Below are 22,814 nucleotides of genomic sequence, written 5' to 3' on the forward strand. Positions count from 1 at the left end.
GACAAGACGGCTACTCGCGCACCACGTACGTATAAAAACGCACGCGGCCGTCGGGCTCGGTCTCGCGATAGATGCCCTGGATCTCGACGTCGAAGCCCGGGAACAGGTTGGCGCTCTTCTCGAACATCAGCAGGTAATCCAGCACCGGACGGGCCCGCTCGTCGAGGCGCTCGCCCGGCACGACGCTGGCGATGCCGGGCGGGTAGACCACGAACAAGGTGGTGGCGATGCGACCGAAGGCCTTGTCGATCGGCACGTAGTCGACGTTGTTGCGCACCAGCTGGCGTACCGCTTCGTGCGGCAGCATCGCCGGCGTCGGCAGGTGCTCGGGCGCGAACTGCGCGCGCTGCAGGTCGCTGACGCGGCTGTCGCGGAAGAAGGCATGCATCTCGCCACACAGATCGCGCAGCCGCACCCCGGAGTAACGCGCCGGCCGGCGGCGCACGAACTCGCCGATGGCGTCGTCCAGGCGCGCATTGTCGTCGTGCAGGCGCTTGAAGGCGACCAGGCTGCTCAACAGCGTGCCGGCCTTGCTCGATTCGACGCCGGGCGTCAGCAGAAACAGCATCGAATTGAGATCGTTCTTCTCCGGCACGACCTGGTTCTCGCGCAGGTACTGCGCCACCACCGGCGCGGGGATGCCGGACTCGGCATAGGCGCCGGTCGCGCGGTCGAAGCCCGGCGTGAGCAAGGTGAGCTTGTTGGGATCGGTGACCGCATAGCCCGGAGCGACCCTGTTGAAGCCGTGCCAGCGCTCACCGGGCGCGAATTCCCAGAAGCGCGTGCTGGCGGCAAGCTCGTCGGTCGGCACGTCCTCCCACGCCCGGTTGCCGACCCGGTCGGGCACGAAGGCCTCGAAGAACCAGCGCCGCACCGGGTCCTGCTCGCGCTCCTCGAACTCGCGGCGGATCGCCCTGAGCTTCTTGCGCAGCTCGATGCCGAGCCGGATCGTGTCGTCCCACAGCACCTCGCCGGACTTGCCCTTCATCATCTGCGCGCCGACATCGAGCGAGGCGAACAGCGGATAGAACGGCGAGGTCGAGGCGTGCAGCATGAAGAACTCGTTGAAGCGGCGATGCTCGATGCGCCGCCGCTGGCCGGCGATGTGGCTGTCCTTGACGTGGATCTGCGAGGCCTGGCTGAACGAAGCGAGCTGCTTGTGCGTCGACTGCGTGGCAATGATGCCCGGTGCGTCGCTGCCCAGCCCGGTCAATCCCATGGCGAAGCGGCCGGCATAGAGCGGGTGGAACTTCATGAAGCCCGCCCACGCCTCGTCGAACAGGATGTAGTCGCAGAGATGGCCGAGCTTCTCGACGATCAGTCGGGCATCGTAGATCGTGCCGTCGTAGGTGCACTGCTCGATGACGGCGACGCGAAACGGCCGCTCGCGCTTCCACGCTTCGGTGTCGGCGACCAGCGGATGATGGCGGATCTTTTCGCGGATCGCGGTTTCATCGAGCGCCTCATGCCAGATCGGGCCGATCAGCCCGTGCGCGTTGCGGTCCGTCTCGAGATAGATCGGGATGCCGCCACCCAGGAACAGCGCGCCGTGATGCGCCGCCTTGTGATTGTTGCGGTCGAACAGCACGAGGTCGCCCTGCGCCACCAGCGCCGACAGCACGATCTTGTTGGATGACGAGGTGCCGTTCAGCACGAAGTAGGTCTTCTCGGCGCCGAAGATCTGCGCCGCCTCCTGCTGCGCCTTGAGGGCGGGACCCTCGTGGACCAGGAGGTCGCCGAGCTCGAGCACGGAGTTGTCGAGATCGTCGCGGAACACCGCCTCGCCCAGATGCTCCACGAAGATGCGGCCGATCGGGCTGCGATTGTAGAAGATGCCGCCATTGTGGCCGGGGCAGGTCCACAGCTGGTTGCCTTCCTCGGCATAGTCGACCAGCGCGCCGAAGAACGGCGTCTTCAGCGTCTCGGCATAGCGCTTGAGCCGGCTCACCAGGTTCTTGGCGATGAACTCCGGCGTCTCCTCGGCGAGGAAGATGTAGCCGTCGATATAGTCCAGCACCTCGACCGGGATGTCCTCCAGCCGCTTGCGGCGCACCAGGATGACGATCGGCATCTCCAGCCCGCGGCGGCGCATCAGGTTGATCAGCGCCGCGGTCCTGCCTTCCAGGCCCTTCTTGCCCCAGTCGACCACCATGCAGCCGATGGCGGCATCGGTCTGCACGGCGATCTCGGCATCCTCGATGCGCCGGGCGCGCACCACCTGGAAGCCCATGCGGTCGATGGCGCGGGTGATCTCATCGAGCCGATGGCCCTCGAGCTCGTCGGCATCGAAGGCCGGGGCGCAGAACAGGAAGGTGAAGCGGCGGAAGAAGTCCATGTGGCACCCGCCGTCCTAGTACACTGCCGGGACGTGAAGCTCCGGCGGCACGGGCGTGCGGGCATAGTCGGGCTTGTGGTCGCGCTGTGGCAAGATGATCGGCTGGTGCGCGACGTCGCTATAGGGCACCTGCTGCAGCAGGTGATGGATGCAGTTGAGGCGCGCGCGACGCTTGTCGTTGCCCTCGACGACCCACCAGCGCGCCTCCGGGATGTGGGTACGCGCCAACATCTCCTCCTTGGCCTTGGTATAGTCCTCCCAGCGGCGCCGCGATTCGAGGTCCATCGGCGACAGCTTCCACTGCTTGAGCGGATCGTGGATGCGCATCAGGAACCGCAGGTTCTGCTCGGCATCGGTGATGGAGAACCAGTACTTCACAAGAATGATGCCCGAGCGCACCAGCATGCGCTCGAACTCAGGCACGGTGCGGAAGAACTCCTCGACGTCATCCGGCCCACAGAAGCCCATGACCCGCTCAACGCCCGCGCGGTTGTACCAGCTGCGATCGAACAGGACGATCTCGCCGCCCGCCGGCAGATGCGGCACGTAGCGCTGGAAGTACCATTGGCTGCGCTCGCGTTCGGTCGGCGCCGGCAGCGCCACCGTGCGACAGACGCGTGGATTGAGACGCTGGGTGACGCGCTTGATGGCGCCGCCCTTGCCCGCCGAATCGCGGCCCTCGAACAGCACGACAAGCTTGAGCTTGTGAGCGACAACCCAGTCCTGCAGCCTGATCAGCTCGCGCTGCAGGCGCAGAAGCTCGGTGAAGTAGGCCTTGCGGTCGATGCCTTGCGGGCTGTCGATGTCGGCGATCCCCTCCGGCAGGCGGGCCAGCAGGTCGTCGCCCAGCTCCTGCTCGAGCTCCTCGTCGATACTATCGGCCAGTTCCTCCTGAATGCGCCGCTCGAGGTTCGTGCCGTTCCCGACAGTGCTCATGCTGATCTCCACGACGATCCCCTGCACCGCCATGGCCGGCGGCGCCTCTCGTCGAGAGTAAAGAGTACAATTCGGTTACGGTTGCGTGATTGCCCGCCGGCGATCAGCCCTTCTCGACCTCGCCGCCGGCGTCGACCCAGCCCTTGAAGCCGCCGAGGTTCAGCACGTTGGCGTAGCCCATGTCCTTCAAGGTCTTGCCGACCAGCGCCGAGCGGCCGCCCGACGCACAGTAGGCCACCACCGTCTTGGAACGGTCGAAGGCCTTGTCGTGCATGGCCGAGCCGGGATCGGCGCGGAACTCGACCAGGCCGCGCGGCACGGCGACGGCGCCCGGTACCTTGCCGGAGGCCGCGACCTCGGGCGGCTCGCGCACGTCGAGGAAGAGGACATCGGCCTTGCCGACCAGCTTCTTGGCCTCGTCCGGGCTGATGCGCGGCACCGCGGCATTGGCCTCGTCGAGCATCGATTGGACGGTCTTCATGCGCTTTCCTCCCGATGGATTGTGACGGTCCATTAAAGGCCCGGCAGCGCACTTTGGCAAAGTGTCAGTCGACGTAAGCGATGGCCTGTTGCGTGCTCAGGAACTTCTCGCGCAGATGGCCGCCGGCCGTCGTCGTCGGATATTTCGGCGGATTGGCCGGATCGGCGCAGCTCGGCAGGCAGGAGACGACAGCGTCGTAGTTGGGATTCTGGAAAAACACCACCGACTGGCGACGGCTTTCGCCCAGGCGATCGAGCGGCGGATTGACGACGCGGTGCAGGGTCGAGACCCAGCGGTCGTTGGTCCAGCGCGCCAGCATGTCGCCGATGTTGACGACGAAGCAGCCGGGCAGATGCGGAACATCGAGCCAGGCGCCGTCCTTGCCCAGCACCTGCAGGCCACCCGGCCGGTCTTCGGTCTTTAGGATCGTGAGGCTGCCGTAATCGCTGTGGGCGCTGGCGCGAAGCTGGCCCGGCTCGGGCGCGATCTCGGGCGCGGGGTAGTTGCGCACCCGGAGCCGGCTGATGGAGCGATCGACGCTGGCGTCGAAGTAGTGCTCGGGCAGGTCGAGAGCGAGGGCAAACAGGCGCATGAGATCGATCGCGAGCGCGTCCATGACGCGGTAGTAGCTTTCATAGGCTTGACGCAGGCCGGCCGGCCGCTCGGGCCAAAGGTTGGCGGCGAAGTGCTTGCCGGCCGCGGCCGCCGAATAATAAGGCGCGTCGGTCGTATCGACCGGGCCGATCATCAGGCTCTCGTTCAGGTCGCCGGCCGCGTCGGCGCCGCGGCTGCGCGCCAGCACCTCGGCCTTGAAGGGCTGGTAGCCGCGCGTCACGTCAGGCGCGGGCCGCACGATCCGCATCTTCTCCTCGAGCGGCAGGTCGAAGAACGCCCGGCTGAGCGTCTCGACCGCGTCGATCAGGCCGGGATCGACGCCATGGCCGCCGATCACCATGAAGCCGATCTCGCGGCAGGTCTGGTCGACCTCGGCTGCCAAGGCGCGCCGGGCGGCAGGATCGCCATCGCGCCAGGGCGAAATATCGATGACTGGAACCACCGCCTTGGCCATCGCGAACTCCCCGGAATCCGTGGCTCGATCGCAGCAAGCCACATGCCAAGGCACGCCGTTTGCTCGTCAGCGATGGCGCCACGAGGAACCCGCCATGACCGATGACGATTTCATGCGCTATGCCATCGAGCTCGGCCGCACCAGGATGACCGAGATCGGCGCCGCACCGTTTGCCGCCGTCGTCGTCAAGGACGGCGAGATCGTGGGCGAGGGTTGCAACACGGTGCTGATCGACCACGACCCCACCCTGCACGGCGAGGTGGCGGCCATCCGCGACGCCTGCAAGCGGCTGGGCACCTTCGACCTGTCGGGTTGCGACATCTACACGAGCTGCGAGCCCTGCGAGATGTGCGTCGCCGCCATCTGGTGGGCGCGCATCGACCGCGTCTTCTACGCCAATGCGCTCGCCGACACCGCCGACATACTGCCGATCGACGGCCTCAGCCACGACGTCAGCCGCCCGATCGGCGAGCGCTCGGCGCCGGCCCGGCAACTCATGGCCGCCGAAGCCTACACGGTCATCAAGGAATGGGTGCAGAGCGGCCAGTCGGCAGCCCTGATGACCCGCCCGAAGCGCTGACGAGGAGGAAGCCACCGCATGTCCACCCTCATCCGGCAGGCCAGCATCATCGCCATGGACGAGTCCCATGGCAGCACGCCCTTCACCGGCGACATCCTGATCGAAGCCGACCGCATCAAGGCAATCGGCACGGACCTGGGCCCGGTGAAAGCCGATCGCGAGATCGATGGTCGCGACCGGTTGATCATGCCCGGCCTAGTAAACGGGCACCTGCACTCCGGCGAGGCATTGTTCAAGGGTCGCTACGACAACATGCCGCTCGAGCTCTGGATGCTCTATTGCTACCCGATCCTGGGCGCCACGCCGCCGAGCGACCGGCTGATCTACCTGCGCACCATGGTCGTGGCGATGGAGTCGCTCAAGAACGGCGTGACGACTGTCGTCGACGACGTCTACGAGCTGGGCGGCCAGTCGATGGACCAGCTCGGCCAGGTCTTCCAGGCCTACGACGACATCGGGCTGCGCGCCAATGTCTCCGGCCACATCATGGATCGGCCGTTCCTCGACACGATTCCGTTCGCCCACGAGATGATCCCGGCCGACCTGAAGGCCAAGGCGGGTGCGCTCGGCCTTCCCGGCAGGGACGACTACCTCGCCTTCTGCAAGGCCGCCGCCGGGCGCTTCCACAACCGGTCCGGTCGCCTGCGCTTCATGATCGCGCCCTCGGCGCCGCAACGCTGCACCGAACCGTTGATGCTGGCGGCCGACGAGCTCGCCCGGTCGATCGGCTCGCCCTTCCACACGCACATCCTGGAAACCAAGACGCAGGCGGTGACGGGGCCGGAATTCCACGGCAAGACCCTGATCCGCTACATGCACGATCTCGGCCTGCTGCATTCGGGCACGACGATCGCCCATTCGATCTGGGTGACCGATGAGGACATCGAGCTGATGGCCGACGCCGGCTGCTCGATCGTGCACAACGTCATCTCCAACCAGAAGCTCGGCGCCGGCATCGCGCCCATGCGCAAGCTGCTCGACGCCGGGGTCAACGTGGCGCTGGGATCGGACGGGATCTGCAGCAACGATACGCCACGCATGTTCGACGTGATGCATGCCGCCGGCCTGCTGCACTCCGTCAGCTCGCCCGACTACGATACCTGGATCGCCGCCTCCGAAGTGCTGGAATGCGCCACGATCAAGGGCGCGAAGAGCGCTCTGCTCGCCCACGAGACCGGCTCGCTGGAAGCAGGCAAGAAGGCCGACCTGGTGATCCTCGACCTCAACACCGCGCCCTTCACGCCGCGCAACGACCTGCGCAATCACCTGGTCTATTGCGAGAACGGCAGCTCGATCGAGACCGTGATGGTGAACGGCGAGGTGGTGGTGAAGGACGGCAAGCTGTTGCGCGTCAACGAGGCCGACCTGCTGGGCGAGTTGCGCGAGGCCTGGGCGGCCTATCTGCCGGTGCATGCCGCCATCGAGCAGGAGAACGCCGCCTTCCATCCGCATTTCGCCGCCATCCACAAACGCTGCACCAGCATGGATGTCGGCATCAACCGCTACGGCAGCGACATGCCGGCTTGGAAGGGCCACAACCGGCGCGCCGTTTGAAGGTCAGTCGTCACCCGAGCGGTATTGCGACAGCAGGATCGGGAACAGCAGCAGCTCGACGCCGATCAGCGACAGCATCGACAGGGCGAACACGATGCTGCCGACGGCGTTGAGCGAGGGATCGACCGAGCCCACGATATAGGCGTAGACGGCGACCGGCAGGGTCTGCTCGAAGCCGGAGACGAACCAGGCGATGATGAATTCGTCGAAGGAGAAGGTGAAGGCAAGCAGCCAGCCGCCGGCGATTCCCGGCAGGGCGAAGGGCAGCACGACCTTGTAGAGCGTCTGGAACTGGGTCGCGCCCAGGTCCCAGGCTGCCTCCTCGAGCGAGCTTGGCATCTGCCCCAGCCGCAACTGGATCACCGCCATCGCCGGCGCCGTGATGACGACCATGTGGGTGAGGATCACGCTCGATAGCTGCCCCTGCAGGCCGATTCGCGACAGCAGCCCGAGGAAGGCCACGCCCAGGATCAGGGGCGGGATCAGGACGGGCAGCACCAGGAGCACGGAGAAGGCGCCGCGGCCCCAGAAGCGGAAGCGGTGGATCGAATAGGCGGCGAGGAAGCCCAGGACGCAGGCGCCCGTGGCGGCCAGCGGCGAGACGATGAGGCTGTTGAGCAGCGCAGCGAGCAGCGTGCCGTCATCGAACAGCTTGCCGTACCATTGGAAGGTCCAGCCCTGGCCGGGGATGCTGGCGAACTGCCCCTTCTGGAACGAGAACACGATCATGGTGGCGATCGGCAGGACCAGGAAGAAGTAGCCGACCGCCATGTAGAGACGTCCGGCGAGGCGCCAGCCACGCCCGTCGGCGGCCAGAGGATCGGAGGGGTGGATGGCGGAGGCCATCTCAGCCCGCGTCGACCTTGGTACGCTCGGCGAGGGCGGCGCCGCCGGCCAGCATCAGGACCATGACCAGCACCAGGATCATCGCCAGCGCCGCGGTGCGCGGCAGGTTGGTCGAGCTCGCGTATTCGCTCATGATCATGTTGGAGAACAGCGGCACGGAACCCAGCACCGAGGCGCCGGCGCCGCCGCCGAGCAGCGCGCCCGACAGGACGTCGCCGAAACTCACGATGGCGGCGAAGCTCGTGCTGACCAGCAGTCCGGTGCGGCTCATCGGCAGGATGACGCGGCGGAAGGCCTGCCACCGGGTGGCGCCGAGATCGCGCGCCGCCTGGATCAGATGGCGATCGATATTGGCGACCGTGACATAGAGCACAACGATGAGAATCGGCGCCAGGTAATGGATCAGGCCGATCCGAGTCGCGATCTGCGTATAGAGCAGCTTGAACTGCAGGTTCTCGAAGCCGGCCCAGGCCAGGCCGGAATTGACGATGCCCTTGTTGGCCAGGAGGATCTGCCAGGAAAACAATCGAAGCACATAGCTGCTCCAGAACGGCGCAACCGCCAGCATCAGCAATAGCCGGTGGCGCGAGCGTGGCGCGACGTAGACGATCGCCAGCACCATCGGGTAGCACACGAGCACGGCGAAGAAGGCGGTGGTGAGCGCCACCCACAACGACTGGGCGATGGCCAGCGCGTAGTTCGACTTGGCAAACATGTGCTCGGCTATGTCGAGGTAGTTGTCCAGCGACAAGGCCGGAACGACCTGGAAGTCCTCGACCAGCCAGAAGCCGAGCACGACCAGGAAGACCAGCGGCGCAGCGAAGAAGGTCAGCGAGTAGAGGAGTGGAACGCCGATCCCCACCGCCTTCAGTGAATTCAAGCCGGCGGTTGCGGCTGCCTCCGGCACACCGGTCGGAATGGACTGGGGAACGTCGGCGGCGACCACGATCAGGTCCCCAACGCCACGTATGAATGGCGACCCGGCATGTTTTCCACGCCCGGCACGATATTGGGACGCAGCACGACCGTGTCGGCCGGCGACCAGTAGAGCTGCATGGCCATGTTGATGGCAGCGCGCCCGGTCTGGCTGAACGGCTCCTGCGCCACCATCTTGACCTCTCCCCCGCTCGCGGTTTCGAGGTAGTAGATCACCTGCGAGCCGGTGAACTCCCGTCCCGAGAGGACGGCGCCAAGCATGTTCTCGCCCGGCATGCCGATCGGGCTGCTCCGGACCTTGTCGGCCTGCACCACGAGGGAGACGGTCGATCCCTTGCCGGGCGGCCGTTCACCGGCGGCGGCACTGATGATCGCATCGGCGCACTGCACCCGGATCAGGCCGTCCTGCATGTCGACGACCTTGCCGTCGAAGATGTTGTTGCTGCCGACGAACTCGGCCACGAAATGCGTACGCGGCCGGGTGTAGATCTCCTCCGGCGGACCGTACTGTTCGATCCGTCCCTTGTTCATCACCACCACGCGGTCGGCCATCGAAAACGCTTCGCTCTGGTTGTGCGTCACGTAGAGGAAGGAGAGGCCGAGCCGTTGCTGCAGACGCTTCATCTCGCTCTGCATGCGGATGCGCAGATGCGCGTCGAGCGCGCTCAGCGGCTCGTCGAGCAGCAGGATCTCGGGCTCGGTGACGAGCGCACGGGCAATGCCGACGCGCTGCTTCTGACCGCCGGAAAGCTGGCTGACCCGGCGGTCGAGGAACTGGCCGAGCTGCACGAGCTCGGCAATCTCATCGACCTTGGCCTTGACCGCAGCCTTGTCGTGACGGCCGAGCGTGAGGCCGAAGGCGATGTTCTGACGGACGTTGAGATGGGGAAACAGCGCGAAGTTCTGCCACACCAGCCGGGTGCTGCGCTTGTGAACCGGCAGGGCGGAAATATCCTGGCCGCGGAGCAGGAGCTGGCCACTCGACATCGATTCAAGGCCGGCGACGATGCGCAGAAGGGTGGTCTTGCCGCAGCCGCTGGGCCCCATGATGGCGACGAACTCGCCGCGCTCGATGGAAAGATCGACGTGCTCCAGGGCGACGAAGTCGCCGAAGTTCTTGGCGATGCCGCGAAGCTCGAGATCGACCTGCGGCGCGGCGATGTCGGAAATCACATTCATGGCCATACCGCGTCGACGGCGGACCGGCAGGCGTCGCGCGACGCCCGCCGGCGCGTTGCCGTCAGCCCTTGCTGGTCTTGAACTCGTTGTAGATGGCGATCCAGGCCTTGTCGGGCTGCTTGACCGGCAGGCCGCGCGGCACGCTCTTGTCGATCAGTGTCTCGACCAGCATCTGTCCGGGATGCTTGGGATCGGGCACGTAGCTCATCAGCTTGGTCTGCTCCTCGTTCCAGAACTCCGTGACCTTCATGTTGGGCGCGCGCGCCTTGAAGCCCTTGGTGTAGACCAGCTCGGACTGGACGCGAGCACCGCTCATGTACTCGACCCACTTCAGCGCCAGCTCCTTGTTCTTGCTGTCGGCGGCGACCGCCGCCGCTTCGCTCCAGCGGATGCTGCCTTCGTCCGGCACGGTCGAAGCAAAGTTCTTGTGCCCGGCGCCGATCAGGGTGATCTCCATGTCTCCGGTCGGGGTCACCCAGGCATCCTCGTTGATCAGCGCATTGACCAGGCCCTGATTCTGCTCGCTGAACACACCGATCTGCGGGCGCAGCTTGAACAACCACTCCTTCACCTTGGCGAGATCGGCATCGGAGATGTCGTAGGGCGTCTGATTGTTCGGCTTCACCGCCAAGCTGGCATTGCTCATGTTCGGCAGGTACCAGTCGAACAGGGCCACCTTGCCCTTGTACTTGGGCAGGAACAGCGAATTCCAGGTCTTCGCCTCCTCCTCGCTCATGTACTTGGTGTTGTAGGACAGGCCGTAGAAGCTGAAGCGCGTCGGCACAGCCCAGATCTTGTTGTCCGGGGCGCGCAACGGTGGGAAGTCGCGATACTTCGGGTGGTAGTCGGCAAGATTGGGAAAATCGGATGCCTTGAGCGGGTCGATGGCCTTCTGCGCCGTCAGCTTCTGGACGTATTCGGCATCGCTGATGATGGCGTCGAACGTCCCCTTCGGCGACTGCGCGTAGAACTGCAGCATCTGCTCGCCGCCGATGTAGGTCTTGAACTCGACCTTGCAATCGTTCTTCTGCTCGAATTCCTCGATGACCGGCTTCTCTTCGTAGCCGGGCCAGCACAGCACGCGCATGCGACCGGCAGCGTGCGCCGAACGGCTGAAGATCGTCAGGCCGCTCCAGGCGGAGACACCGCCCGCCGCGGCGGCGCCCAGAAACCGGCGGCGCGTGGCTTTCGAACCGGACGGCGTGGACGAAGCGGTGCTCCCTTTTCCTTTTCTTCCTGTCATGTCGGCCTCCTCGATCGCTGATCGCGGGCTGCCTGCCGAACCGAAGCAGGGTGCCGCTCGGACGGGAATTACGACGCAACTTCCATGCCACCGCTTGGCGATATCAGTGCGCGTGCCCGTAGCGATGGATGTGATACGGCGCATTGGAAAGTCCGACGCAGAAGCTTCCCACCAGCCCCTCGAGCTGCGTACCCAGCGCCTTGGCGCCTTCGTTCAGGCTGGCCAGCCGGGCGCGTGCGGCTTCGGCATCGCGCGCGAGCTTGGTCATGTCGCAACCGACCTTGCGGCCCTTCTCCACCACCATGCGGCCGCCGACCATCACCGCGTCGACGCTGGTGCCGTCCTCCGTCAGGACGAGCTGATTGGTCGGATCGTTGATCGGGATCCAGTTCACCTTCTCGAGGTCCAGGAAGACGATGTCGGCCTTGTAGCCCGGCGCGATGCGACCGATCTTGTCGAAACCGAGCGCCCGGGCACTGCCGATGGTGGCCGCGTTCAGCACTTCCTCGGAGCGCAGCCAGCGAGTGTAGTCCGGCCCCTGCACGTTCGACACCATGGAGGCGCAGTGCATGGCCTCGTACATGTTGAGATTGTCGGAACAGTTGGCCGAATCGGTGCCGATGCCGAGATTGACGCCGAGCTCGAGCATGCGCCGCGCATCGGCGATGCCCGAGCCCAGGCGCATGTTGCTCGCCGGATTGTGCGCGACCGAACAGCCGTGGTCGGCCAGCCGCCGCATGTCGTCGTCGTCAAGCCAGACGCCATGGGCGACGGTGAAGTCAGGTCCCAGCAAACCTAGCCCATCGACATGCGCCGTCAGCGTCTTGCCATAGCGCTTGAGGGCCGAAACCGCCTGGACCTTCGATTCGGCCACATGGCTGTGCAGCACGACGCCGAAATCGCGCGCCAGACGTGCCGAGCCGGCGATCAGGGCATCGCTGCAATGAAGGGGGATGATGGGGGCGACGCCTAGTCGGACCTGCTCGCGGTCGTGCTTCCAGCCGTGCAGGGATTCACGCATCATCGCGAGCGTGCTCTCGAAGGGCGCCTCGTCGTAGGCGGCCACTTCGCGACGCAAACGGTCGGGCATGGCTTCGAGCAGGCCGGGGATCGCCTGATAGAAGGAAAGATCGGCGAGCATGGGCGCCACCACCGCGCGCATGCCGGCATCGACATAGGCCTGCCCGATGGCGCTCATCTCCTCGACCGAGGCCAGCGGATAGCCGAAGGTCAGGTCGTAGGCCGCCGTGCAGCCCTTGAGCAGCATCTCCACCGCGCCGAGGTAGGTATTGAGGTATTTGATCTCGAGATTCTGGTTGGCCATGAAGCTGGCCGCGCCCACCCAGAGCAGTTCGAGCGACCAGCGATCCGCCGTGCCCTTGCTGAGGTTGCCCATGCCGTGGGTATGAGCGTTGATGAATCCGGGATGGAGAAGCCGCGAACCGGCATCCATCACGCGGGCGTCCGACGGCGCCGGCATGCCGGGCGGTCCGAGCTCGGCGATGCTGTCGCCGATGATCAGGATGTCGGTCGGCGGCGCGACGTGACGATCGGCGTCGACCAGGCGGCCGCCGCGGATGATGATCTTCTGGGGGCTGGGCACTGATGCGCTCCGGTTTGCGGGTGGCGCTTCATCGGGCAGCAAGCGGCATGCCAGCCGATCAGACCGTGCGCGGCGCGCCAGTCCAACAATAGATTTCCCAGAGATTGTCGTCGGGGTCGCTGAAATAGGCCGCATGGGCGTGCCAGGGATAGGTCCGTGGCGGCGACCGGAAAGCCACGCCGCGGGCGACCAGTTCGGCGTACGCGGCATCGACCGCCGCCGGCGATTCCAGGCGGATGGCGACCATGGCATGCGGCCCGCGGCGCGGCGCACCATCGAAGTCGAGGGCGCGGCGGACGTCGCCCTCCTCCCACAAAGCGAGGACGGCGCCCTCCATCCAGAATTCGGCAAAGCCTGTATCGAGCCGCTTAAGCTTCAGGTCCAGGCGGTCGCGATAGAAGGCCATCGACCGCTGCAGGTCGGCGACGAACAAGGCGACATCGGTGATGCGGTTCAATCCCGCCACAGGCATGGCAGTCCCTCGCGTTCGATACGGGATTGACGAAGCAATCTTCTTGCCGCTGGTGTGGCCTTCGTCTTGCTGTGAATCCCGGCAAGGCAACGACGCGGAGACAACCATGCTGGACCTGATCGTGCGCAACGCCAGCTTCGCCGACGGCCGGCGTGGCTTCGACGTCGGCGTGCAGGCCGGACGCATCGCCGCGGTCGAGCCGCATCTGCAGGCCGATGCCGGCCAGACCATCGATGCCGGCGGCTTGCTGCTCACGCCGCCGTTCGTCGACTCCCACTTCCACATGGATGCGACCCTGTCGGTCGGCCTGCCGCGCCGCAATCGCTCCGGCACGCTGCTGGAGGGCATCGCACTGTGGGGTGAGCTGAAGCCTCACCTGACCCAGGAGGCGATCGTCGAACGGGCGCTCGCCTATTGCGACTGGGCCGTGGCGCGCGGCCTGCTGGCGATCCGCAGCCATGTCGACGTCTGCGACCCACGCCTGTTGGCGGTCGACGCGTTGCTCGAGGTGAAGAAGACGGTGGCGCCCTACATCGATCTCCAGCTCGTGGCCTTTCCCCAGGACGGCGTCTATCGATCGCCCGGCGCCATGGACCTCTTGAAGGAAGCGCTGCGGCGGGGCGTCGACGTGGTGGGCGGCATTCCTCATTTCGAGCGCACGATGGAGGATGGCCGCGCATCTGTCCGCGCCCTGTGCGAGATCGCGGCGGCGCAGGGACTGCTGGTCGACATGCATTGCGACGAGACCGACGATCCGCTGTCGCGCCATGTCGAGACCCTGGCGGCAGAGACGGTGCGCCTCGGCTTGCAGGGACGCGTGGTCGGATCGCACCTCACCTCGATGCACAGCATGGACAACTACCACGTCTCGAAGCTCATTCCGTTGATGGCAGAAGCAGACCTCGGCGCCATCGCCAATCCCTTCGCCAACATGGTGCTGATGGGCCGCCACGATACCTACCCGAAGCGCCGCGGCATGACGCGGGTGCCCGAGCTGATGGCAGCCGGACTCACCGTGGCGCTCGGGCAGGACAGCACGATGGACCCCTGGTACGGCCTGGGCAGCGGCGACATGCTGGATGTGGCGCACATGGCGGTGCACGTGGCCCAGATGACCGGCCTCGATGACATGGCGGCCTGCTTTGCCGCGGTCACCGACAATGCCGCCCGACTGATGCATCTCGAAGGCTACGGGCTGGCGCCTGGTTGCCGGGCCGACATGGTGCTGCTCGAAGCCCACGATCCCGTCGAAGCCATTCGCCTGCGCGCCACACGCCTGAAGGTGATTCGTCGGGGCAAGGTCATCGCCGAGACGCCGATGCAGCGGCCCTCGCTCGCCCTGCCTGGGCGGCGAGGCGACGTTTCGTTCCTCTGGGTTCCGGCGAAACCCTGATCCGCTTGCGGCTCAGTGGGCCAGCAGGAGCGGGATCGGGCAGGAGGCGATCACCTTGGCGGTGGCCCCGCCCAGCCCCAGGAAGTTGGACAGCTCGCCGTGTCCGTAGGCGCCCATGACCAGAAGATCAGCGTCCTTGTCCTTGGCATAGCCGAGCAGCGCGCGGCCGCGGCCCCGGCCGGTGAGGGCGCCGAACTTGGCGATATCGACCATGGCGGTGATGCCGTGGCGGCCAAGGCGACGCATGAGCAGCGGAGCGGCGACGTCATCCGGGTCGGCGTCGGCCACCATCACGGTCACCTTGCCGGCCCGCTTGAGGAAGGGCAGCGCTGCGGCGACGGCGCGTGCGGCCTGGGCACTGCCGTTCCAGGCGACGACGACGGAGGTGACCGGCCCGCGCGTCACGTTGGGCGGTGCGATCACCACCGGGCGGGCGCTGTCGTAGATTGCGGCCTTGACCGTCTCGGGTGCGATATTCTCGTCGTCGGCGCCCGGCCGGCCGATCACGACGAGGTTGGCGAAACGGCCCATCCGGACAAGGTCGTCCCGCGTCATGTCCTCGTCGCCGGTGAAGGTGGCGCCCTTCAGGGGTTCGACCAGCTCACGGAAGCGCCGACGTGATTCCTCCGCCCGCGCCTTCAACCGATCATCGGAGAGGATCTTGAGATAGGGCATTGATTGCACGGCAATGTCGGCGTCGTGCGTCTGGTGCTCGGCGAAGTGCACGGCGTCCACCGTACCGTCGAAGAGGCCCGCAAAGCGCGCAGCCAGGCGAAACGACATCTCGGCGTCCGGACCGCCCTCTGAGACCGCAAGAATGGATTTGTACAAGTCCCTGCCCCCAATGACGACGACGCAAACTAACGTCGCCGCACGCTGCGTCAAACGCCCACGCCGCAGAAGCAGCGGCGCAAGGTGATTGCCCGCTGCAATTAACCATGGGATGTTTTGCTGGGGAGTACGTCTTTGGGTCGTGGCGACACCGGTGTTCCGGATCGCCTGCGGTGGGAGCGGTATGCAGTCCAGACATTGGGGGCCGTTTGCATGGGTGCGCGGCTCGACGTGGGCGGTTGTGGCGTTGGCCGCGGTCATGCTTGTTGCCGGTGCGATCGAGGGCAACGCACAGGCGCCGCCGCCGGTGACGTGGGCCGGTCCGGGCAACGAATGGACGACCGCCACCAACTGGAACCCTGCGACGGTGCCGAGTTCTAACGCCAAGTTCACCAACAACGGCGCGCCGACAATCGTCAACGCCCCTCCTGCCGAACTTCCAGGTCGATCTCGGCTCCACGCTGACCATCTGCGACTGCACCGACACCACCATCGGCTCGCTCGGCAATGGCGCGGCCGGCGGCGGTACGCTGGTCATCGGCCCGACCGACCCCAGCACCTACCTCAGGATCGCCGGCGGGACCAACACCACCTTTTCCGGTTCGATCTCAGGCACGGGTTCACTGGAACTGGACGGCGCCGCGACCAGGCTGACGCTCACCGGCGCCAGCAACGGCGGCAATATCGGCACGATCGGCGGCGACCTCACGCTGTGCGACTGTTTCACTGGCGGGCTCACGATCGACGGCGGCGCGCTCACCGTGAACGGCTTCTTCGGGGTCTCGGTCTTCGGTGGCACGCTCTCGGTGGTCAATGGCGGCACCTTGCAGATCAACCGGGATCTCGGCATTGCCAGCGCCATGGCGATTTCCGGGACGGGCTCGACGGTCACCGTGGCCGGCACCACCTTCATCGGCTCTTTCAACGTGCCCGCGACGCTCACCATCAGCAACGGCGCCGTCCTGAACAGCCAGAACGGCGTCCAGATGGACGGGGTCTTCAGCACCGCGACCGCCACGGTGACAGGGCCCGGCTCGACCTGGAACATCGGAACCGGCGGCCTGCTGGTCGGCAACGTCGGTCCTGCCTTCGTCATCATTTCCAACGGCGGCCAGGTCAATGTCACGGACCCCATTGGCGCCGGCATCGGCGATCAGGGACCAGGCACCTCGTCGGTGACGGTCACAGGATCGGGTTCGGCGTTCAACCTCGCAGGGCCGCTCACGATCGGCGAGACCGGGATAGCGATCGGCACCCTGACGGTAGCCGACGGCGGCGCGGTGAACGTGACGGGGCCAACTTTCATCGGCCAGGGCAGCACGCTCAATCTCGGCATCGGCGGCCTCAGCGGTTCGATCGTCACGTCGACCATCGTCAACGAGGGCCAGATCGTCGCCAATTTCACCGACATTCTCACCCTCGCCGCCGACATCGTGGGCCCCGGCTCGCTCAGCAAGGCGGGCATCGGCACCCTCGTTCTCACCGGCGCCAACAGCTATTCCGGCGGCACCACGGTGACCGGCGGCCTGATCAATTTCATGGCTGGCGGTCTGGGCACCGGCACGATCACCGTGGACGGCGGCGGCCTGCAATGGGCGGCGGGCAATACGTCCGACATCTCCGCGCAGCTTGCCGCCATCGGATCGGGGGGCGCGACCTTCGACACCAACGGCAACAATGTGAGCTTCGCCACGACAGTGACGGGCAACGGCGGCCTCACAAAGGCCGGCAGCGGCACGCTGACCCTGGCGGGCGCCAGCTACACCGGGGCTACCAACGTCAATGGCGGCACGCTGCAGGCAGGTGCGGCGAACGTCTTCGCCTCGTCGAGCGCCGTCACGGTCGCGAGCGGCGCGACGCTCGACTTCAACAGCTTCAACCAGACCCTGGCTTCGCTCGCCGGCGCCGGCTCGGTGACGATGGGTGCGGGCTCCATGACGGTGGGCGGCAACAACGCCAGCACGACCTTCTCCGGCACGATCAGCGGCTCGGGCGGCCTGACCAAGAACGGCACCGGCGCGCTGACGCTCAGCGGCGCCAACACCTATACCGGACTCACCATCGTCAACACCGGAACGCTCGTCGTGAACGGCAGCATCGCCGGCGCGGTGACGGTGAACAGCGGCGGCGTGCTGAACGGCACCGGCCGGGTGGGCGCCCTGGTGGCCAACGGCGGCATCATCGCCCCCGGCAACTCGATCGGTACGCTGAACGTCAGCGGCAACTTCACCCAGAACGGCGGCACGTATCAGGTCGAGGTCAACGCCGCGGGGCAGAACGACCTCATCAACGCGACGGGCAGCGCGGCCCTGAACGGCGGCACCGTCCAGGTCCTGGCCCAATCGGGCACCTACGCCCGCAACACCACTTATACGATCCTCAACGCCACCGGCGGCGTCTCCGGCGCCTATTCCGGCGTGACAAGCAACTTCGCGTTCCTGACGCCGTCACTGTCGTACGACGCCAACAACGTCTATCTGCTGCTGTTCCAGTCGGCGAGCGCGTTCGCCGCCGGTGCGCAGACGCCCAACCAGTATGCGGTCGGCACGGCCCTCGACCGGGCCAACACGACGGCGACGGGCGACTTCAACACCGTGCTGAATGCATTGAGTGCGCTCAGTACTCAGCAGGGGCCGGCGGCTCTGAACGCCATCAGCGGCCAGCAATATGCTGACTTCGGCACACTGAACGTCCAGGGTGCGGCGCTGTTCATGAACGTCGTGGGCCAGCAGATGGCGCTGGCGCGCGGCGGCACCAGCGGTGGCCAGCGCCAGGCGCTGGCGCAGGCCTGCGATGTCGAGGCGTGCGATGGCGTGAGCCCGTGGAGCGTCTGGGCGAGCGCGATCGGCGGGCTGGGCTCGGTGGCTGGCAACGGCAACAGCTCCACGCTCACCTACAATTTCGGCGGCGCGGCAAGCGGCATCGACTACCGCATCGATCCGCGCTTCCTGGTCGGCCTCAGTGCGGCCTATGCCGCAGGCAACCAGTGGGTCGACAGCTTCATGGGCCGCGGCTGGACCGACACGGTGAGCGTCATCGGCTACGGCTCGTTCACCAATGCCGGCTTCTACGCCGATGCGCTGGCGGGCTACGCCTGGTCGGGCAACCAGATGCAGCGGCAGATCCAGTTCCCCGGCCTGCAGCGCACCGCCAACGGCAGCACCGGCGCCAACCAGTTCCTGGGCCAGATCGAGACCGGCTATCGCATCGGCCTCTATCCGCCGGCCGCGGCCAGCGTGACACCGTTCGCCCGCCTGCAGGGCTCGACGGTGACGCAGAATGCCTTCTCCGAATGGGGCGCCAATTCGCTCAGCCTCAGCGTGGCGCAGCAGACGACCAACTCGCTGCGCACGGTGTTCGGCGCCGACCTTGCCGGGGCCGTCCCGCTCGGCAGCGAGCGCAGCCTGGCCCTCGACCTTCGCCTGGGCTGGCTGCACGAATATGCCGACACCGGCCGGCCGATCACGGCGGCCTTCGCCGGCGCGCCGTCCAACGCCTTCACCGTCTATGGCGCCACGCCGCAGCGCGACGCCGCGGTGATCGGCTTCTCGGCCGGCACCACCATCGCCCAGGCGACGCAGCTCTACCTGCGCTACGACGGCGAAGTCAGCACCGGCGCCAGCAACCACACGCTCAATCTCGGCCTGCGTATTTCCTGGTAGGCTAGAGAAGCTCGGCCAGCATCTTCGCGGCCCGCGCCGCGCCGTCGGCCTCGACCGGCTTGAAGTCGGCCGGCCGCGCCAGCTCGGCCATCATGGCCTTGGCGATCGTTTCGGGCGTCGCTGTCACGAAGTCCATGCGCCGTCCGGCAGCGTAACGCTCCAGGCGATGGGCGACGTGGACGTTCTGCTCGAAATGGTTTTTTAGCGGGAAATAGAGGAAGGGCGTGCCGGCCGCCGTGAGCTCCATGCAGGTCGTCAGCCCGCCCTGCACCAAGGCAAGGTCGCAGGCCGCGAGATGGCGGTCGAGGTCGGGCACGAAGGCATGCGTCTCCACGCCCGCGGGTACATCGAATGACGCGAGATCGATGCGCGGGCCTGCGACCAGGATCATCCGCAGGTCCGGCACCCAGGGACGGACCAGAGGCCAGGCCTGCAGGATGCGCCGGATGAGATGCGTGCCGACGCTCGAGCCGCCGACCGTGACGATGCAGATGCGCTCGTCGGGCCTGTAGCCGAGCCGTTGGCGCAATTCCTCGCGCGATCCGAAGTCGTTGGGGTGCTGGCCCAGCACGTAGCCCGAGAAATCGAAGTGGCGCGGGATCCAGTCGCGCATGTCCGGCAGGTCCTTGCCGAAGGAAAGCGGCACGATGTCCTCGGGCCGGCCGACGAAGATCGCGCGATCGCGCACGCCGGGATGGCGCTCAACGTGCTCGATCATCTCGGCATTGTAGTCGGCCGTCAGGACGGCCTCGCGCTCGCCGCCCGACGGCATGGGCACGAAGCCCACGAAGTCGGTGAACCAGGCGAGCGTGGCTTTCTTGAGCTCGGGATGCTCATGCCAGAAGTGGTCGATGTCCCAGGCCTCGTCGGCGATGACCAGGTCGTAGTCGCCGCCATCGACGGCGTCCTGGAAGGTCATGAAGTTCTTGATCAGCACCTCGTCCATGCGGCGCAGCGCCTGGAAGGCGTTGAGATCGTGCTCGCCCGACTCCTCCTCGATGTGACGGGATTCGCTGGCAAGCCGCGCGCTCAGCGGATGGATGGCCTCGCCGTTGGCGCAGAGCAGGCGCGTCACCGGGTCCTGGGCCAGCCAGTCGACCTTGAGATCGGGATGGAGCTTGCGCAGTTCACGCGCGATGGCGATGTCGCGGCGCCCATGGCCGAGGCCGATCGGTGAGGAGAGATAGAGTACGCGCTTCTCGCGGGCCACACGACGCGCTGCCGGCTTGGCCGTCGCGATGCGGAGGCGGCGGTCGAGGAAGTCGTTGATCGCGGCGTTGCACTTGGCGGGATAGCGGCCGAGCGGATTGTGGCCGCCGCCGGGGAAGGTCAGGAGCTCGGCGCCGCTGAGCTCGGCGACAAGCTTGCCTCGCTCGTAGGGCTGGATCCGGTCGTCATCGCCGTGGATCGCCAGCACTGGGCAGCGGATGCGGCGGTACATCGGCTCGGTGACGTCGAACGTCGGCACGATGGACCGCGCCTCGACGGTCTTCACGATCACCGGGCCGCTGGTCTCGTTGGCCCAGGCGACGCCGTCCTCGATCTGCTTGGTCGAATGCGGCTCGGAAAAGATGTTCGAGACGAAGTGCTGGGCGAAGTCGGGATAGTCGGCCAGCCAGTGCGCGCGGTTGTACTTGTCCCAGCCCTCGAAGGTCTCGCGCGGCGTCAGGAAATGCTGAGTCGTCATGTGCTTGTGGGATGGCCCGACGAAGCCAGCCACGCCCGCCAGGATGGCGGCCTTCGCGCGCTCGGGATGATAGGCGGCGAGGCAACAGGCGAGGAGGCCGCCGGACGACAGGCCGACCAGGATCGCCTCACCGGCGTCCGTCGCGTCCATCACCGCAAGAGCGTCAGCCAGACAATTGTCGAGTGAATAGGCGGCCGTGTCGCCGGGGCGGTCGGACTTGCCGTTGCCCAGCGCATCGTAGGTGATGCAGCGGAAACGTTCGCTGAAATACGGGATCTGCGCCTTGTAGACGCGCGAATGGACGATGCTCCAGGGCGGCAGGAACACCATTGTCTGCGAACCTTGCCCGTAGACTTCGTAGTGGATGCGGTTGCCGTTGCGCTCGGCGAACCCCGCGTTCTCCGGCAGCTTGGCGCGCATGGATCACCTCTTGGATGATTTGCTTTCGGCCATACGGATGACGTCGCCGAAGCGGCGCAGAGACTGGCGCAGCGGCGCTCCCTTCTTTTCCATGCCCAGCAGGAAGAGGCTTTCGCCGCCGATGAAGGCCGCACTCACCAGGGCGGCGATCTCCTCGGGCGAGAACGGCCCCGGCCCGCCCACCTCCTTTTCGGCCTGGCGGACCACCTCGGCGATCAGCTCGAACCAGCCCATGATGCCGGTGCGCACGACCTTGGCGACCTCGGGGTCGGACCAGCTGGCGGCGATGAGCTCCTGCAGGACGCGCACGTAGCCCGAGGCGATGTCCTCGTCGAGATAGTCGCAGGCGCGGTCCCAGCGCTGCGACAGCGACAGCGTCGTGTCGTGGAACATGGCGTTCTGGCGATCGAGCAGCTGGGCGTTGAGATAGTCGAACAGCGCCAGCATCAGCCCCTGCTTGGAGCCGAAGTGATAGTGGATCTGGCTCAGCGGCACGCCGGCGGCGGCCGCCACGTCGCGCGTGGAGAGGCCGGAATGGCCGTTCTGGCGCAGCACCTTCTTGGCCGCCTCGAGAAGCGAGGTGCTGGTTTCGGCTTTCTTCGCCAGAGCGCGCGCCATTCAGGTCCTCCTCACGTACTTTCAAGCGAACGTCTACTCGGCCGGCCGCGGATGGCTGATCTCCGGCTCCGGCTTGGCCTTGCGACCCGGCCACGGGATCAGCATCGACACCTGCTGGCGATAGCGCCGGTACTGGTCGCCGAACAGGTCGATCAGGTCGCGCTCCTCGAGCCAGATGCCGATCAGGATATAGCCCGTGGTCGCCACGGCGAACAGCAAGTGGCCAGCGGTCATGCTGGGCGTCGCCCAGAAGGCCAGCAGGAAGCCGAGATAGATCGGATGGCGCACGCGCTTGTAGATGAAGGGCGTGCGGAACTGCGGCTCGGGCAGGGTATGGCCGCGCAGCCTGGCCCATACCTGGCGCAGGCCGAACAGCTCGAAATGGTTGATCAGGAAGGTGCTTAGAAGCACCAGGAACCAGCCGAACCAGAAGATCGCCTGCAGGACGACGACACCCAGCGGATTGGTCACCGTCCAGACCGGCGCCAGGATGGGGCGCCAGTGCACGAACAGCGCCACCAGGGCGAGGCTCGCCAGCAGCACGTAGGTCGTGCGCTCCACCGCCTTTGGCACGAAGCGCGTCCACCAGCGCTTGAAGGCCGGCCGCGCCATGACGCTGTGCTGGATGGCGAACAGCCCGAGCAGCAGGGTGTTGATCACCAGCGCGGGGATAAGCGGCCCCTCGGTGCCGCTGTCGATGGTCTTGGGAACGAGGGCCAGATTGCCGGTGAAGGCAATGGCGTAGAGGAAGGTGACGAAAAACAGCGAGTAGACGACGGCGCCGTACAGAACCGAAGCGATACCACCCATGCGGAGCCTCCCGGGTTCGAGCATAATTCGGTCGATCGACCGAATAAAAGTCCATGTAATTCGGTCGACCGACCGAGTCAAGACACGGACAGTGCCGCCGAACAAATCGGGAGCGGGAGCGCGGGCCTCTGGCCCGCATCATGAGCGGGCCAGAGGCCC

The 22,814-nt window shown here is 66.3% G+C and carries 19 protein-coding genes; 4 read left to right on the plus strand and 15 right to left on the minus strand.

Annotated features, from left to right (window positions below):
* Window positions 1–10 precede the first annotated feature (10 nt).
* The 4 genes from RSO01_RS38935 to RSO01_RS38950 form a co-directional block, all read right to left on the minus strand.
* On the minus strand, window positions 11–2,335 hold the full coding sequence (locus tag RSO01_RS38935) for an Orn/Lys/Arg family decarboxylase (protein WP_147155983.1): 2,325 nt from the start codon (window positions 2,333–2,335) through the stop codon (window positions 11–13).
* A gap of 15 nt (window positions 2,336–2,350) precedes the next feature.
* The gene (gene ppk2, locus RSO01_RS38940; RefSeq protein WP_147155984.1) at window positions 2,351–3,271 is read right to left on the minus strand and encodes a polyphosphate kinase 2; all 921 of its coding nucleotides are present in this window, start codon (window positions 3,269–3,271) and stop codon (window positions 2,351–2,353) included.
* A 103-nt stretch (window positions 3,272–3,374) separates the two neighbouring features.
* On the minus strand, window positions 3,375–3,752 hold the full coding sequence (locus RSO01_RS38945) for a rhodanese-like domain-containing protein (RefSeq protein ID WP_147155985.1): 378 nt from the start codon (window positions 3,750–3,752) through the stop codon (window positions 3,375–3,377).
* Window positions 3,753–3,816: 64 nt separating this feature from the next.
* On the minus strand, window positions 3,817–4,821 hold the full coding sequence (locus RSO01_RS38950) for an isopenicillin N synthase family dioxygenase (RefSeq protein WP_147155986.1): 1,005 nt from the start codon (window positions 4,819–4,821) through the stop codon (window positions 3,817–3,819).
* Between the two features lie 94 nt (window positions 4,822–4,915).
* Between RSO01_RS38950 and RSO01_RS38955 the strand changes: the two genes are divergently transcribed.
* The gene (locus tag RSO01_RS38955; RefSeq protein WP_218037596.1) at window positions 4,916–5,401 is read left to right on the plus strand and encodes a nucleoside deaminase; all 486 of its coding nucleotides are present in this window, start codon (window positions 4,916–4,918) and stop codon (window positions 5,399–5,401) included.
* Window positions 5,402–5,419: 18 nt separating this feature from the next.
* Complete coding sequence (locus RSO01_RS38960; RefSeq protein WP_147155987.1) at window positions 5,420–6,955, plus strand: amidohydrolase family protein; 1,536 nt, start codon at window positions 5,420–5,422, stop codon at window positions 6,953–6,955.
* Between the two features lie 3 nt (window positions 6,956–6,958).
* Here RSO01_RS38960 and RSO01_RS38965 read toward each other — a convergent pair whose 3' ends face one another.
* The 6 genes from RSO01_RS38965 to RSO01_RS38990 all read right to left on the minus strand — a co-directional run bounded on the left by RSO01_RS38965 (window position 6,959) and on the right by RSO01_RS38990 (window position 13,234).
* Window positions 6,959–7,801, minus strand: coding sequence for an ABC transporter permease (locus tag RSO01_RS38965; RefSeq protein ID WP_147155988.1), 843 nt, complete (start codon window positions 7,799–7,801; stop codon window positions 6,959–6,961).
* Between the two features lies 1 nt (window position 7,802).
* Entirely contained in the window at window positions 7,803–8,747 is a 945-nt protein-coding gene (locus RSO01_RS38970) for an ABC transporter permease (protein WP_147155989.1), read from the minus strand.
* Between the two features lie 2 nt (window positions 8,748–8,749).
* On the minus strand, window positions 8,750–9,916 hold the full coding sequence (locus RSO01_RS38975) for an ABC transporter ATP-binding protein (protein ID WP_170303697.1): 1,167 nt from the start codon (window positions 9,914–9,916) through the stop codon (window positions 8,750–8,752).
* A 61-nt stretch (window positions 9,917–9,977) separates the two neighbouring features.
* Window positions 9,978–11,159: an ABC transporter substrate-binding protein gene (locus tag RSO01_RS38980; RefSeq protein WP_170303698.1), complete on the minus strand. Its 1,182-nt coding sequence runs from the start codon at window positions 11,157–11,159 to the stop codon at window positions 9,978–9,980.
* A 103-nt stretch (window positions 11,160–11,262) separates the two neighbouring features.
* The gene (locus RSO01_RS38985; protein WP_218037597.1) at window positions 11,263–12,762 is read right to left on the minus strand and encodes an amidohydrolase family protein; all 1,500 of its coding nucleotides are present in this window, start codon (window positions 12,760–12,762) and stop codon (window positions 11,263–11,265) included.
* A gap of 58 nt (window positions 12,763–12,820) precedes the next feature.
* Window positions 12,821–13,234 (minus strand): VOC family protein, encoded by a 414-nt coding sequence (locus RSO01_RS38990; RefSeq protein ID WP_147155993.1) that lies wholly within the window; start codon window positions 13,232–13,234, stop codon window positions 12,821–12,823.
* A 106-nt stretch (window positions 13,235–13,340) separates the two neighbouring features.
* Between RSO01_RS38990 and RSO01_RS38995 the strand changes: the two genes are divergently transcribed.
* On the plus strand, window positions 13,341–14,627 hold the full coding sequence (locus tag RSO01_RS38995) for an amidohydrolase family protein (protein ID WP_147155994.1): 1,287 nt from the start codon (window positions 13,341–13,343) through the stop codon (window positions 14,625–14,627).
* A gap of 12 nt (window positions 14,628–14,639) precedes the next feature.
* Here RSO01_RS38995 and RSO01_RS39000 read toward each other — a convergent pair whose 3' ends face one another.
* Together RSO01_RS39000 and RSO01_RS47925 are read right to left on the minus strand one after the other, a co-directional pair.
* On the minus strand, window positions 14,640–15,878 hold the full coding sequence (locus tag RSO01_RS39000) for a universal stress protein (protein WP_147155995.1): 1,239 nt from the start codon (window positions 15,876–15,878) through the stop codon (window positions 14,640–14,642).
* 139 nt (window positions 15,879–16,017) lie between these two features.
* Window positions 16,018–16,185, minus strand: coding sequence for a hypothetical protein (locus RSO01_RS47925; RefSeq protein ID WP_170303699.1), 168 nt, complete (start codon window positions 16,183–16,185; stop codon window positions 16,018–16,020).
* Window positions 16,186–16,219: 34 nt separating this feature from the next.
* On the opposite strand from RSO01_RS47925, the gene RSO01_RS39005 reads away from it, so the two are divergent.
* Window positions 16,220–19,120, plus strand: a complete 2,901-nt coding sequence (locus RSO01_RS39005) for an autotransporter outer membrane beta-barrel domain-containing protein (RefSeq protein ID WP_147155996.1) — start codon at window positions 16,220–16,222, stop codon at window positions 19,118–19,120.
* A 1-nt stretch (window position 19,121) separates the two neighbouring features.
* Here RSO01_RS39005 and RSO01_RS39010 read toward each other — a convergent pair whose 3' ends face one another.
* From RSO01_RS39010 to mddA, 3 genes are read right to left on the minus strand one after another with little or no spacing between them, the layout of a single operon-like run.
* Entirely contained in the window at window positions 19,122–21,227 is a 2,106-nt protein-coding gene (locus RSO01_RS39010; RefSeq protein ID WP_147155997.1) for an alpha/beta hydrolase, read from the minus strand.
* Window positions 21,228–21,230: 3 nt separating this feature from the next.
* Entirely contained in the window at window positions 21,231–21,845 is a 615-nt protein-coding gene (locus RSO01_RS39015) for a TetR/AcrR family transcriptional regulator (protein ID WP_147155998.1), read from the minus strand.
* A 33-nt stretch (window positions 21,846–21,878) separates the two neighbouring features.
* The gene (gene mddA / locus RSO01_RS39020; RefSeq protein WP_218037598.1) at window positions 21,879–22,655 is read right to left on the minus strand and encodes a methanethiol S-methyltransferase; all 777 of its coding nucleotides are present in this window, start codon (window positions 22,653–22,655) and stop codon (window positions 21,879–21,881) included.
* Between the last annotated feature and the right edge of the window lie 159 nt (window positions 22,656–22,814).

Origin of the sequence: Reyranella soli, assembly GCF_007992495.1 — a bacterium.
Classification (GTDB): Bacteria; Pseudomonadota; Alphaproteobacteria; order Reyranellales; family Reyranellaceae; genus Reyranella; species Reyranella soli.